The following is a 12669-nucleotide window of genomic DNA, read 5'->3' on the forward strand; positions in this document are numbered from 1 at the left end:
GGTCATGACCGGACACCGAGCGTGCCCGGCCACGAGCTGTCGGGCGTCGTGGTTGAGTTGGGCTACGGCACCACCCTTTTGACTGTCGGTCAACGGGTGTTTGGGCTCGCCGACTGGGCCCGCAACGGCTCGCTGGCGGAGTACACCGCTGTGGAAGCCCGTAATCTCGCACCGCTGCCGATGGACATCGACCATACTGTCGCCGCGGCGCTGCCGATCTCTGGATTGGCCGCCTTGCAGGGCCTCTTCGACCACGGCCGCCTCGCCGCCGGACAAACTGTTCTGATCCACGGCGCCGCGGGTGGGGTTGGGTCGATCGCGGTGCAGCTCGCACGCGAGGTCGGCGCGCGCGTCATCGGTACCGGCCGGACAGCAGACCGAGACCGGGCGGGCGAGCTCGGCGTCCACACCTTTCTCGACCTGGAGACCGAAAAGCTTGAGGACGCAGGCGAAGTCGACGTCGTGTTTGACGTGATCGGCGGAGAGGTTCTCGCCCGATCGGCCGCTCTGGTGCGGGCTGGCGGAACGCTCGTCACCATCGCCGAGCCGCCGAAGACCCAGCCGGACGACGGACGGGCAGTGTTCTTCCTTGTCGAAGCCGATCGCGCCCAGCTCGCCGGCCTCGCCGCACGAGTTCGGGACGGACGCCTCAAACCGGTGGTGGGTGCCGTGCTGCCACTCGCCGAAGCTGCCGCCGCATTCGCTCCCGGCAAGCGCATCCCAGGCAAGACGATCCTGCGCGTAGCCCAAGACTGAAAAGGGAAGGCAGCTAAAAAATGGTCCTAAAAATACCGCTGGCCGCACTGACAGTTGCGGTGATGCTCGCGCCTGTAGGCCACGCCGGGCCGACGCCAGAGAAATCGGGTCAAAACCCGGTTGTCCGCGAAGTTTTCGATCAACCTACCGATGTTCCGGGCAAATCACTTGAAGCAGTGAGCGTCAGCTATCCGCCGGGAGCCAAAAGCGGAGCTCACCACCACGCGAAATCGGCGTTCATCATGGCCTACGTAATCTCCGGAGCGATCCGCAGCCAAGTCGAAGGTGAGCCTGCACGCGTCTATCACGCCGGTGAGACGTGGAGCGAAGCCCCCGGCGCGCACCACACGGTCAGTGAAAATGCCAGTGCCACCGAACCCGCTGAATTACTCGCAGTCTTCCTGGTCGATACCGGAGACGGCCCGCTCACCACGGACGACGCTGTCGAAAAGTAGCCGCCGCGTTGACTGTTGACGGCATTATCCATTTCCGGGAGTAGCCCATGCACACGCCAAGCGCCATCCGGGTTGTCCGGATCGCACTACGCTCGTCGCTCGCGGCGGCCTTTCTGTCTGCTGTTGCCGACCGATTCGGTTGGTGGGAGCCGTTTGGGCAGGGTAGCTGGGGGAGCATGGGCGCCTTCGCCGACTATGCCCACCAGCTTGTTCCGTTTGCTTCTGGATGGCTATTGACCGTCATTGTTTGGGCTGCCACCGCCACCGAAGCGACCCTGGGAGTCTTGCTCCTGACCGGCTGGCGGCCAAACCTCGTTGGTGCGGCGACTTGCTTGGTGCTCATAGTATTTGGAACCGCGATGGCTGTATCCCTTGGTATGGAATCACCGCTCAGTTACAGTGTTTTCTCCGCGGCAAGCGCAGCCGCGGCCTACGCCATAATCGGCACGACATCGCCGCCACACAATCCTGGCGCCTTGTTCAATCCGGACGCTCGAAACCGTCGCAGGCCGAATGTGACTGCAGGACCGCTTACAAGCCACCTAACGATCCGACGTCGGCCGGCTCGTGGTAACGGATGAGCCCAAAACACAGCTGGGCCTACCGATCATCGAAAGTGAGGGTTGATGAAAGCTAGTACAGACTTCGACGTGATCGTCGTAGGCGGCGGGGTGGGCGGTGTGGCCGCCGTGCGGAAGCTTGCGTCCGTGGGCTTTTCAGTCGCGCTCGTTGAGGATCGTCTGGTCGGTGGCGAGTGTCATTACTGGGGCTGCAACCCGAGTAAGACGCTGCTTCGCCCGATCGAGGTGTTCAATCTCGCGAAGGCGGTTCCCGGTGTCCGAGAAGCTATTTCGGGCGACGGATTGGACGTTGCGGCCGTCTTCGCGAAACGCGACGCGATCATCGAGCACCTCTCGGACCAAGACCGGACAGCATCTCTGCGGCAAGCCGGTGTAGCAGTGTTTCATGGGTTCGGGCGGTTGAGCGGCCAACGCAGAGTGCGGGTGACTTATGCCCCGGGAGATACCACCGAAGCCGTCTTGACTGCACGCCACGCGGTCGTGCTGGCCACCGGCACTCGTCCTAACGTGCCGGAGATACCTGGGTTGACGCAAGCACGCCCGTGGACCAATCGGGACTTAACGACCATGACAAAGGTGCCACCTCGGGCGCTGGTGGTCGGTGGCGGCCCGGTCGGCGTCGAGTTTTCGTCCATCCTTACCGGATTGGGCTCCGCGGTAACACTTCTGGTACGTGAGAACACTCTGCTTACCAACTGCGAACCTGAAGCTCGCGAGCTGGTCGTGCAGTCACTGCGAAGCAAAGGCGTCACGATTCACTTTGAGACAGAGTTGTTGGCAGTATCTCGCCCCGTGGCGGGTGGTCCCGTCACCGCCACTTTCCACCGCCAGACCATCGAGGTAGACGAGGTCGTCCTGGCCGCCGGACGGCGTAGCAACACCGACAACATTGGACTCGAAAACCTTGGCCTGCCGGGCGGCGGGATTGTTTCTGTGAACGACCATCTACAGGCGGTCGGCGTCACAGGCGGTTGGCTCTACGCGCTGGGAGACACCACCGGGCGTGCTCGGTTGTCTCACATTTCCACTTACCACGGCCGTGTCGTAGCCGACATCATCACGGCGAGGGCCGCGGGGCGAGAACTGTCCGAGAACGAGTTGATTGCCCGTGATGCCGGCAATCTGGCGCAGGTTATCCATACTGAGCCTCAAGTGGCCTGGGTGGGGCGTACCGAAAGTCAGGCCCGAGCACAAGGGTTCGCGGTACGGACGCGAACTGCCCAATACCCCGGCGCAGTGTCATTCCTCGCCCTTTACCGGGATGGCTTCCAAGGATGGGCGAAACTGGTCATTAACGACGAGACCAACACACTGCTCGGAGCGACATTTGTCGGCCCGCAGTTCTCTGAACTGGTTCAAGCCGCCACCCTGGCTGTCCTCGCCAAGGTCCCTGTCAGTCTGCTACGCCATGCTGTCGCGCCACATCCGACGGTCAACCAGGTCTGGGATCCGTTACTCGCCCAAGAGTCCGAACTTGCCATGTTACTGAATAACGAGACGCAGAAAGCACAGAAGAGCGCTTAAGCGAATCGCCTTGGGAGGAACCACAATGACTTACGACTGGCCGGTCGACTCACTGTGAGCATGCTTGTGGCGGGGGTCCGCACGCTCGGCGGGAATGTGAAGACGCTCGAAGTGGAAGACCCGCGACCGTTGGCGGCCGACGAGGTTCTCATCGACGTTCGTGGCGCCGGGGTTGGCAACTGGGACAACATCGTTCGTTGCGGCGGTTGGGACGTTGGCGGTAGGCCGCCGCTGGCGCTCGGCGTCGAGGCGGCCGGGGTCATCAAGGCCGTTGGTAGTTGCCCGAGCGGATTCAATGTGGGCGATCAGGTGCTGTGCCACCCTGTGCCGTTGCGTGGCCAAGGTACGTGGGCGCCGCTTCTGGTAGCGCCCGTCGGATCGCTCGCCCACAAACCGCCCGAGATTCCGTGGGAGACCGCAGCGATCTTTCCGGTGCCGGCGTTGACCGCCGAGCAGGTGGTCGGCGAGGCGTTGGCCCTTCGCGGTGGAGAAACGTTGCTCGTTCATGGCGCGGGCGGAATCACCGGAGGGCTCATTGTCCAACTGGCCGCCTTGCGCGGGGTCGACGTGCTCGCCACCGCCAGCCCGCGCAGCGCTGACCGGGTCCGCGGGCACGGCGCCCGCGAGGTCATCGATTACCGGAATGCGCTGTGGCCCCGACAGGCACGGGCGTTGGCGAAAAACTCCATCGACGCCGTGGCCAACGCGGCCCCGGGGGGTGCCGGTGCGGCGATGACCGCGCTCGCCGACGGCGGCCGACTAGCCACCATCACCCCTGACTTGCCCGCATCCACCCGCGGGATCAGCGTGACCGCGGTTTACGTCCGTTCCGATGGGGCTCAACTCGACCGCCTCACCGCACTGCTCGTCTCGCGTCGATTGAGGATGCCGACCCCGCGCTCCTGCGGCCTCGATCGGGCGGCTGCCGCCCTCGCGCGCGTCGTCACTGGCCACGAGGCCAGCGGAGTAGTCATCACCATCAACATCTCACGAAGTTAGCCAAAAAAATCCTCACATCACCAAGGAGTCTCGAGATGACCACCATTACCCGGATCCGCACCGGAGTGGCCGATCACATCGGCAAATACGCCGACGCTGTCGCCGTATCTGGCGGCGGCACGCAGATTTTCGTCTCCGGAACGCCCGGGGTGCGCGAAGACGGCACCATTCCCGAGGACTTCAGCGACGAGGCCCGACAGTGCTGGGCCAACGTCGAAAGCGCGCTCGGCAAGGCCGGTGCCAAGCTCACCGACATTGCCTACATACGCCAATGGGTCACCAGCCGTGACAATGCGTCCGCCTACCTGGCGGTGAGCAAAGAGATCATCCGCCACGAACCCGCCGCCATGTTCAGCATCATCGACGAGCTGGTGTGGCCCAACATCCGCGTGGAAGTCGAAGTCATCGCCATCTTGCCGGCATGAGCGATTACCCCGTCGTCGACTTGTTCACCGACGCACTGCTGACCACGACCCGCTCGGTGCGCAAACGTCTCGATTTGACCAAACCTGTTTCGATCGGCCTGATCCGGGAATGCCTGGAGATCGCGGCGCAGGCGCCGACGTCGGCCAACGTGCAGAACTGGAGCTTCATCGTGGTCACCGATGTCGAACAGCGTCGCGCGATCGCCGATGTGTACCGCCGCACCTGGGACTTGATCGTCGCGTCCCCGTTCGCGGTCGCCGACCGGTTCAAGGAAGACCCCGCGCGCAATCGCGAGCAGCGCAAGGTATCTGACAGTGCGGCGTATCTTGCCGAGCACATCGGCGAGGTCCCCGTCTTGATGATCCCGTGCGTCGAGGTCATCGATGGTGACGGCACCCTGACGGGCGAGAACTCCAATCAGTATTGGAGTTCGATCATGCCCGCCACCTGGAGCTACATGCTCGCCGCGCGCTCTCGGGGCTTGGGAACCACGTGGACCGGGGTGACCATTATGGCCGACGACGAGATGCGGGCCATCCTCGGTTTACCCGACAACGTCTATCACGCCACGACCGTCCCCACGGCCTACTACACCGGCACGACCTTCCGCCGTGCCAAACGGATTCCGCTCGACGACGTGGTGCATTTCGACCGGTGGTGAGTCGCAACGGGTCTGGCGCTCAGTCATCGTCACGCGCCGAACGGACCCCGCAATGACGTTGCGCGATATGCCACCGACCAGCCGCGCGATGGTGGTCGCGGTGACGGTGTCGATGGTCGCGTTCCTCGACTCCTCCGTGATCAACCTCGCTTAGCCGGCCACTGAGCACGACCTCGGCGGCGGATTGGCGCTGCAGCAATGGGTCATCGACGGCTACTTGCTGGCGATGGCGGCCGCGATTCTGCCCGGCGGGTCCATCTCGGATCTGTTCGGGCGCGTCCCTGTTATGCGGTTCGGACTGTTGGCTTTCGGAGCGGGCTCGGTTCTGGCGGCGGTTGCCACCTCACCGGCGATGCTGATCACCGCGCGCCTCATTCAGGGCCTGGGTGCGGCGTTCCTCGTGCCGGGCTCGCTGGCGCTGATCAATACCGTGTTCGATAAAGCACACCAGTCCGCGGCGATCGGCATCTGGACTGGGTGGACGGGAACCGCCTTCGCGTTGGGCCCGCTGCTGGGCGGAATCTGCGTCGATTTCCTCGGCTGGCGTTGGATTTTCGTGTGGGATGACCGTGCTGGCCATTGGGCTGGTCGCGACTATCACTCCGCTGACGTCGGTGACGCTGGCCTCGGTGCCGATCGAATACAGCGGCCTGGCGTCGACGATCAACAACGCCGTCTCGCGGCTCGCCGCGCTGATGTCGATCGGTTCCATCGGCCTGATCAGCGTTGGCGCACCCAGCGCCAACGGAGTCGCCCACGTGTTAGAGGTGAGCGCGGCACTATTCGCCGTGGGCGCGTTGTGTGCCGCGCTGTTGATAACCAATCCCCCTGCCGGGTGCCAACCTGTGCCCTGCGACATCGCGGCGTTATGCCGCGACCGGCCCGGTGTGCAACCCGCCCTGGCCAGCAGCCCCTCGGCCGCGACCGAAACATCCTCTCCGCACTAATCGTTCACCCGGGTGAATAGGTGGTCGGGATGATGACAGCTCACCCCGCCTGGCCGCAGTCTCAGTACGACCAAAACCGCGCGGGATCGGTGATCGTCGGACGCGCTCGAAAGCGCGGTCCACGGCACCGTCGCTGAGTCGACACCAGAAGGGACATGGAAATGAACGAGACCAAGCAGTCCATCGAAGATCTGGCGATCCTCGAGCAGCTCAACAACGATTACGTCCACTCCGACCAGTTCAATGATGCCGAGCGCTTCGACGAGTTTCTCGCTGAAGACTTCATCGTGCAGACTCCGGGCGTCACCCGGAACCGGGAAGAGTTCCTCGCCTACATCGCAAAGCCGCGTCCCTTCAAGGATCTCGCCGTCCACGACGTCAACATCCGCATCCTCAGTGACGTTGCTCTGATCCACGCCCGCGCCACGTACACAATGCTCGCCGGTGGAGTGGGCCAAGAAGCTCTGTACACGGACACATATCAGAAGCGTGAGGGCAGCTGGGTCTGTGTCGCAGCCTGTGCGATCGCTCCGGGCGCTTAACCAGCTCACCCTCAATTCCACGCCCGAATTCTTCGACAGCGCCCGATGTGTCGTGTCGTCGATACGAAGCATGGCGGTTCAGTCGGAGCCGTCAGGAGAACCAGGAAGGGACCCGCGAATATGCATTTCGAGGCCAAGAAGGTCATCGTTGTCGGCGGCACTGCCGGCATGGGTCGGCAGGTCGCGATCGACATCGTCGATCACGGCGGGAGCGCGGTGATCGTCGGACGCTCGAAAGCGCGTGTCGAAGACACCGTCGCTGAGCTGACCACCCGGCGTGGCGGGATCTGGGGCATCGCCGCCGAGTTGACGGATCGCGCTGCGGTCGCGGATGTTCAGCGCGCGCTTTCCGAGCATCACAGCGACGCGACACTGCTCGTCAATGCGGCCGGATTCTTCATCCCGAAGGCATTTCTCGAGTATGACGCTGAGTTCTATGACTCCTACATGGAGTTGAACTACGCGCTGTTCTTCCTGACGCAGACCGTCGTTGGGGGCATGATCGCCAAGGGCGAGGGCGGCTCCATCGTCAACATCGGCAGCATGTGGGCACACCAGGCTATCGGTCGGACCCCATCGGCTGGGCACTCGATGCAAAAAGCCGGGCTGCATGCGCTCACCCATAACCTGGCGATCGAGCTTGCCGCGCACAAGATCCGCGTCAACGCGGTGGCACCGGCCGCCGTCAAGACCCCCGCCCTCGAGCGGTGGGTCCCTAAGGACAAAATCGACGCCACGCTCGATACTTTCGCGCCGCTTCATCCATTGGGACGAGTCGGCACCCCCGCCGACGTCGCCAACGCCGTCACGTATCTGCTCTCCGAGCAGGCCAGTTGGGTCACAGGCGCGATTCTGAACGTCGACGGCGGCATGATGGCCGGCCGCAACTGACCCATGGAGGTCCTGGGCCCTTGACAATGAAAGAAAACTCAAAGGAGAGCTTGCAGTGACAAGCGACATCTTGAGGCCAGGCGGCCCGCCAGCTAAGTCTGTCGGCCGCACCGAAGGCAAGTCCGTGTTCGATGGGACGATCGGTGTCCGCCACATCGTCGATTGGGTTCAGGCACAAGGACGCTTCTCCGTCCTCGAGCACCCGATGTCACCCCGAGCGCTAGCCGCACCGCTTCATCGCCACCACAACGAAGATGAGTACAGCTGGATCATCGAGGGACGCGTAGGCGCTTTGCTTGGCGATGAGGTGCTCTACGGCGGACCTGGCGACTTTATTTTCAAGCCACGAAGCCAATGGCATACATTCTGGAACGCCGGCGACGAGCCCGCCCGCATCCTTGAGATTATTTCCCCCGCAGGATTTGAGCAGTTCTTCGACGAGCTTTCTGACCTCGGCGGTGTGGACAAGATATCGACAGAGGCCCTCGATGCACTGTGTGCGCGGTACGAACTAGAGATGGATGTCGACAGTGTCCCCGAATTATGCAAACGTTTCGACCTGAAATTCCCCGGTGAACCCATTTGACAATGAACTGTAGATTCGAAATCCCTGTAGGCCCAAGCAATGTCGGCGCGAAGCGAGCTAACCACCGTGGATGCGGCTGGATCAGAAGAAGTGACCAGTCAAGCGCAACTCTGAAAGGTTCATCATGAAGATCGTAGTCATTGGCGGTCGTGGGCTGATCGGCTCGAAAGTAGCGTCCAAGCTCAGCGCACAGGGACACGACGTGATCCCCGCCTCACGCCGATCAGGTGTCGATTCACTCACGGGTGCAGGCCTCGCCAAGGCCGTCGCCGGTGCGGATGTCCTAGTCGACGTCGCCGATTCACCATTCTTCGACGATGAACCGGTGATGCATTTCTTCACGACCGCGACCACGAATCTTCTTGCTGCTGAGCAGGAAGCGGGAGTGAGACACCATGTCGCATTGTCCGTAGTGGGCGCGCCGATCATGCCGGATAGCGGCTACAACACCGCGAAAGCAGCTCAGGAAAACCTGATCAAGGATTCGGGCCGACCTTATTCGATCGTGCGGGCAACTCCGTTCTACGAATTCGCGGTTGCGTTGGCCGATTCCGCGACAGATGGAGACGTCGTCAGGTTGCCGCACGCATTGTTCCGTCCTATCGCCGCCGACGATGTCGCCACCGCCGTGGCCCGCGCGGCTGTCGGGCGCCCTATCAACGGAGTAACGGAGATCGCTGGACCCGAAGCAATGGGGATGGACGACTTTGTCCGCAGGGGCCTTGTCGCCACGGGTGATCAACGTCAGGTCGTGACTGATGCCCAGGCACCATACTTCGGTGCGGTGATCGACGATCACACCCTCGCGCCCGACGAGAACGCCACCATCTTCACTACTCGATACTCCGACTGGATCGACGCATACTCCAGCCGCCGCATTTAGGAAATTGAATGGGAACTCAAGTGATCACAATCGCACCGGCCCTGGACTTGCTTGCACAACAGGCGGTTTCGAAGCTTCCATTGTCCGCTTCGAGCGTTAGCTTTCTTCGCTCCTATCCGGCGTGGTCGCTCTACTAGGCGTTCACTGTCGGTCCGGCTGTGCGTTCCGTTTCGCAATCATAAGAGGGAGAACGAATGTTGCAGGATACGACTGACTCCGAATCGAAATCAACAATAAAGGTGCTACAGGAAGTACGGCTACCGTTGATTCATGACGACGCCCATGTGATGACTGTTCTCATCAACCATCCACCGGGCGCCCCTGGTTACCCGCCACATCGCCTTCCTGGCGGTCCGGGATTCGGTTACATGCTTGACGGTGAGATGCTGTTCGAGCTCGAGGGTGAAGCGCCACGTGTCCTCCGCGCTGGAGACGCGTTCTGGGGGCCCGGCGGCGACGTGATTCATTATCAGGACGCCAACAACCGCCCTGACATTCCTTGTAGCTTCGTCCTCACAATGTTGTGCGTGCCCGGGCAGCCGATGCGCGAATGGGTTACCCAAGAGGAGCTTGAGGAGCGAAGGGGACTGCGCACAAGTTGACATGGCTTGGGCCCGGTACGGCCACGTATTGGGTCCGTGCGCTCGATGCTGTTTCGCGCACATCGTCGGCGTCCTCCAGGCGTACGAGTGGCGCGATCTGAATTCGTTCGCGGTGGGGTGCGATGCAGTGTCAAAATGGGCAACTTGTCAGGCTGCTACCAGCGGGCTAACAGATCGCAAGGATACGCTGCCGAAATGCGCAAGATGTGTATCGACCTGGTGGGTCTGGGAAGGGGGAACTGCTAATGGACTGGGCGAAGCTGCCCAGTATCGCGGCAGCGTTGTTGATCGCCGTGCCTGCGACGATTGTTGCCCCCGTCGCGGCCGCCAATGTCGCGGGTTGTTTGCCCCTCAACGGAACACAACTCACCGCCAGCAGCCATGAAGACACCAACTATCTCGGCATCATCTACGACAGCAACGTGACTTACTGGTACCAGGATGGTGCGGTCAACTGGCACAGGACCGTCGATGGCGGCGAGTTCAACCTCACGCACACCAACACCTCCGGCACCGTGCCCGCCGCGCCCGGAGGCACCGCAACCATTCCCGGCACCGACAGCGGCAGGCGAGGCGGCGGCGGCGGAAGCCCTATCATCGTGACCGTTTGCAACCAATAGATGCACCATCAGCTTAAGCAGTCTTGCCCGGCGATCCTCGGCTCGCTGGTGGCTCTACCAGAGCAGTTCAGCGTGCACATCCCGGCCAGCGCCTGGTTCCCGCCCGGGAACCCTACTGCGCCGACGCTTTAGCGCCCTGAATGTGGACCCAACATCTCAGGGCCCATCGCACAGCTACCCGTGCCTTTGTCCCTGCCGACATCGCATCTGAACCGGTAATGCGGACCATCGATGCAGATTACACAGGCGGTTGGTGGTCGCAGACTACCTCGATGGCGGCCCCGCGTATGTTTTCATGCTGACCGGCGACCGACCAGGTGGCCCTCGAGCCGGGGAGCATGTGTGACCGTGGGAAAGACGCGACGCCCCAACATCGTTCACGCCTTGAATGCCGGAGCGACGAAGCGCCTGAGCAGCTGTTGCTCGACCCGTCTGCTGCCGGCGGGCCAGTAGGCCAACGACACCACTACGCGCACAATCCATTGCGCCGCTTGCGGATCGGCGTCGGTGATGCCGGTGAGTTCGGCGGCGAGGTGCGCCAGCATCGGTGATGCGAGCAGCTCGCCGAGTTCGGGCGAGTTGCTCGAGGTGCGGATCAGCCGCCGAATCGGGTCCGACCGCATCTGTTCCAGCGCCACGGTGATGGCAACGACGACGCGCTCAGGGCCACTCAGTCCGTCGACCGCACGTCGAACGGTGTCGGTGATGTCCGCGGAGAGGCGCACCAGCACGGCGTCGCGAATCTGAGCCTTGCCTCCCGCGTAGCGATAGATGGTCGCCCGTGAACAGTGGACCTGTGCGGCCAGGGTGTCGATGTCGAAGGCGTCGAACCCGTGTCGGATGACGAGTTCCGTTGCGGCAGCGTAAATACGATCAGCGGCTGCCGTTCGACGGCCCCCACCTAGGACCCAGTCGTCTCGAACCATCAGGCGTCTCACCTCCGCGTGTCTTCGGCATGACATCTTCTCAGATTTGAGACAAACTCTGCCGCATGTTTCACCATCGGTGCAGGTAAATGCGGGCCATTGAGACGGCAGGGGTATTCGGCGCGAACGACGGATCGCAATATCGGCGACGTCCATTGACCCCGGTCTTGTACGCCCCGCAGCCTGTACCCATGACCCCGGCGGATGGCGGACTCGGCCTGGCACTGTTCGACGATCGGTACGTCCAGGATCCGTATCCGCTTTACCGGCAGATGCATCAAGCGGGACCGGTCCATCGGATCGCGGAATCCGGCTTCTATGCGGTGAGCAGTTGGGCGGCCGTTAATGAGGCGGTAGTACGGTGCGCCGACTTCTCGTCCAACCTGACCGCGACGATGATGCACCAGCCCGGTGGCACAGTAGCCGCCTTCGAAGTCGGGGAACTCGGGGGAGCCATCCAGGCACTGGCCACCGCCGACGAGCCGGCACACTCGCTACATCGAAAATTGTTGCTGCCGCAGCTCGCTGCCAAGCGTATCCGTGCCTTCGAGCCATTCATCTCCACCACCGCGGCTGATATCTGGAACACCAATGCCCAGGGCGGCCACATCGAATGGATGAGTGCGATGGCCAATCGGCTGCCGATGATGATCGTCGGTCGCATCATCGGCGTCCCGGACAGCGACATCGACAGGCTCAGCCGATGGGGATACTCGGCGACCCAGATAGTCGAAGGACTAGTGACTGCGGATCAACTGGAGGCTGCTGGTGTTGCGGTGATGGAACTCGGCGCTTACATCACCGAACAGTTCTTTCAAGCGTCTGCCGACCCCAAAGATAATCTGTTGGGAGACCTGGCCGCGGCATGTGCGACCGGCGCGCTGGACGATGTGGCGGCACTGACCATGATGGTGACGCTGTTCAGCGCGGGCGGCGAGTCCACGGCGTCCCTGATCGGTTCCGCGGCCTGGATTCTCGCGACTCGACCCGATGTCCAACAACAGGTGCGTCACCAACCGGAACTTGTCGGGGGGTTTCTCGAAGAGGTGCTGCGCTACGAGCCACCCTTCCGAGGCCACTACCGCCATGTGCTCAACGACACCGAACTATGCGGCGTACACCTGCCGGCCGGCTCGCGGCTGCTCTTGCTCTGGGGCGCAGCCAACCGCGACCCGCTGCACTTCGACAACCCCGATGAGTTCCGACTCGACCGCCCAACGGGCAAGAGCCACATCTCCTTTGGAAAGGGCATCCACTTCTGTGTCGGAGC

At 62.5% G+C, this 12669-nt stretch carries 15 protein-coding genes and 2 pseudogenes; 16 read left to right on the forward strand and 1 reads right to left on the reverse strand.

Annotated features, from left to right (window positions below):
- From VGG53_RS12045 to VGG53_RS12115, 15 genes and pseudogenes are all read left to right on the forward strand, one after another.
- On the forward strand, positions 1-756 hold a 756-nt coding region (locus VGG53_RS12045; RefSeq protein ID WP_331518288.1), incomplete at its 5' end, for an NADP-dependent oxidoreductase.
- A 20-nt stretch (positions 757-776) separates the two neighbouring features.
- The gene (locus tag VGG53_RS12050) at positions 777-1211 is read left to right on the forward strand and encodes a cupin domain-containing protein (RefSeq protein ID WP_331518289.1); all 435 of its coding nucleotides are present in this window, start codon (positions 777-779) and stop codon (positions 1209-1211) included.
- A gap of 47 nt (positions 1212-1258) precedes the next feature.
- Positions 1259-1684, forward strand: a pseudogene (locus VGG53_RS12055) (hypothetical protein); the annotation flags it as partial.
- A gap of 153 nt (positions 1685-1837) precedes the next feature.
- Positions 1838-3316, forward strand: coding sequence for an NAD(P)/FAD-dependent oxidoreductase (locus VGG53_RS12060; RefSeq protein ID WP_331518292.1), 1479 nt, complete (start codon positions 1838-1840; stop codon positions 3314-3316).
- 60 nt (positions 3317-3376) lie between these two features.
- Positions 3377-4315, forward strand: a complete 939-nt coding sequence (locus VGG53_RS12065; protein ID WP_331518293.1) for an NADP-dependent oxidoreductase — start codon at positions 3377-3379, stop codon at positions 4313-4315.
- Positions 4316-4350: 35 nt separating this feature from the next.
- Positions 4351-4740, forward strand: a complete 390-nt coding sequence (locus VGG53_RS12070) for a RidA family protein (protein ID WP_331518294.1) — start codon at positions 4351-4353, stop codon at positions 4738-4740.
- On the forward strand, positions 4737-5402 hold the full coding sequence (locus VGG53_RS12075; protein WP_331518295.1) for a nitroreductase family protein: 666 nt from the start codon (positions 4737-4739) through the stop codon (positions 5400-5402). Before VGG53_RS12070 ends, VGG53_RS12075 begins: the two co-directional genes overlap by 4 nt.
- 217 nt (positions 5403-5619) lie before the next feature.
- Positions 5620-5901: pseudogene (locus tag VGG53_RS12080) on the forward strand (MFS transporter); the annotation flags it as partial.
- A gap of 64 nt (positions 5902-5965) precedes the next feature.
- Positions 5966-6349, forward strand: a complete 384-nt coding sequence (locus tag VGG53_RS12085) for a hypothetical protein (protein ID WP_331518305.1) — start codon at positions 5966-5968, stop codon at positions 6347-6349.
- A gap of 161 nt (positions 6350-6510) precedes the next feature.
- Complete coding sequence (locus VGG53_RS12090; RefSeq protein ID WP_331518297.1) at positions 6511-6891, forward strand: nuclear transport factor 2 family protein; 381 nt, start codon at positions 6511-6513, stop codon at positions 6889-6891.
- Between the two features lie 120 nt (positions 6892-7011).
- Positions 7012-7782: an SDR family oxidoreductase gene (locus tag VGG53_RS12095; protein ID WP_331518298.1), complete on the forward strand. Its 771-nt coding sequence runs from the start codon at positions 7012-7014 to the stop codon at positions 7780-7782.
- A gap of 55 nt (positions 7783-7837) precedes the next feature.
- Positions 7838-8368: a cupin domain-containing protein gene (locus VGG53_RS12100; protein WP_331518299.1), complete on the forward strand. Its 531-nt coding sequence runs from the start codon at positions 7838-7840 to the stop codon at positions 8366-8368.
- A 124-nt stretch (positions 8369-8492) separates the two neighbouring features.
- A complete protein-coding gene (locus tag VGG53_RS12105) occupies positions 8493-9251 on the forward strand; it encodes an SDR family oxidoreductase (RefSeq protein WP_331518300.1) in 759 nt (252 codons plus the stop codon).
- A gap of 194 nt (positions 9252-9445) precedes the next feature.
- Complete coding sequence (locus tag VGG53_RS12110) at positions 9446-9853, forward strand: cupin domain-containing protein (protein ID WP_331518301.1); 408 nt, start codon at positions 9446-9448, stop codon at positions 9851-9853.
- A 245-nt stretch (positions 9854-10098) separates the two neighbouring features.
- Positions 10099-10473 carry a hypothetical protein gene (locus tag VGG53_RS12115; RefSeq protein WP_331518302.1) on the forward strand — a complete coding sequence of 125 codons (375 nt, stop codon included), beginning with the start codon at positions 10099-10101 and terminating at the stop codon, positions 10471-10473.
- A gap of 377 nt (positions 10474-10850) precedes the next feature.
- Here the strand turns inward: VGG53_RS12115 and VGG53_RS12120 are convergent, their stop codons facing one another.
- On the reverse strand, positions 10851-11399 hold the full coding sequence (locus VGG53_RS12120) for a TetR/AcrR family transcriptional regulator (RefSeq protein WP_331518303.1): 549 nt from the start codon (positions 11397-11399) through the stop codon (positions 10851-10853).
- A 191-nt stretch (positions 11400-11590) separates the two neighbouring features.
- On the opposite strand from VGG53_RS12120, the gene VGG53_RS12125 reads away from it, so the two are divergent.
- Positions 11591-12669, forward strand: a 1079-nt coding sequence (locus VGG53_RS12125; protein WP_331518304.1) for a cytochrome P450, incomplete at its 3' end; no start/stop codon positions are given.

It is taken from the genome of Mycobacterium sp., assembly GCF_036490025.1.
In the GTDB taxonomy this organism is placed as follows: domain Bacteria; phylum Actinomycetota; class Actinomycetes; order Mycobacteriales; family Mycobacteriaceae; genus Mycobacterium.

Coding starts and splice junctions, on each gene's coding strand:
- VGG53_RS12050 (WP_331518289.1), top strand. CDS start 777: ATGGTCCTAAAAATACCGCTGGCCGCACTGACAGTTGCGGTGATGCTC.
- VGG53_RS12060 (WP_331518292.1), top strand. CDS start 1,838: ATGAAAGCTAGTACAGACTTCGACGTGATCGTCGTAGGCGGCGGGGTG.
- VGG53_RS12065 (WP_331518293.1), top strand. CDS start 3,377: ATGCTTGTGGCGGGGGTCCGCACGCTCGGCGGGAATGTGAAGACGCTC.
- VGG53_RS12070 (WP_331518294.1), top strand. CDS start 4,351: ATGACCACCATTACCCGGATCCGCACCGGAGTGGCCGATCACATCGGC.
- VGG53_RS12075 (WP_331518295.1), top strand. CDS start 4,737: ATGAGCGATTACCCCGTCGTCGACTTGTTCACCGACGCACTGCTGACC.
- VGG53_RS12085 (WP_331518305.1), top strand. CDS start 5,966: ATGACCGTGCTGGCCATTGGGCTGGTCGCGACTATCACTCCGCTGACG.
- VGG53_RS12090 (WP_331518297.1), top strand. CDS start 6,511: ATGAACGAGACCAAGCAGTCCATCGAAGATCTGGCGATCCTCGAGCAG.
- VGG53_RS12095 (WP_331518298.1), top strand. CDS start 7,012: ATGCATTTCGAGGCCAAGAAGGTCATCGTTGTCGGCGGCACTGCCGGC.
- VGG53_RS12105 (WP_331518300.1), top strand. CDS start 8,493: ATGAAGATCGTAGTCATTGGCGGTCGTGGGCTGATCGGCTCGAAAGTA.
- VGG53_RS12110 (WP_331518301.1), top strand. CDS start 9,446: ATGTTGCAGGATACGACTGACTCCGAATCGAAATCAACAATAAAGGTG.
- VGG53_RS12115 (WP_331518302.1), top strand. CDS start 10,099: ATGGACTGGGCGAAGCTGCCCAGTATCGCGGCAGCGTTGTTGATCGCC.
- VGG53_RS12120 (WP_331518303.1), bottom strand. CDS start 11,399: ATGGTTCGAGACGACTGGGTCCTAGGTGGGGGCCGTCGAACGGCAGCC.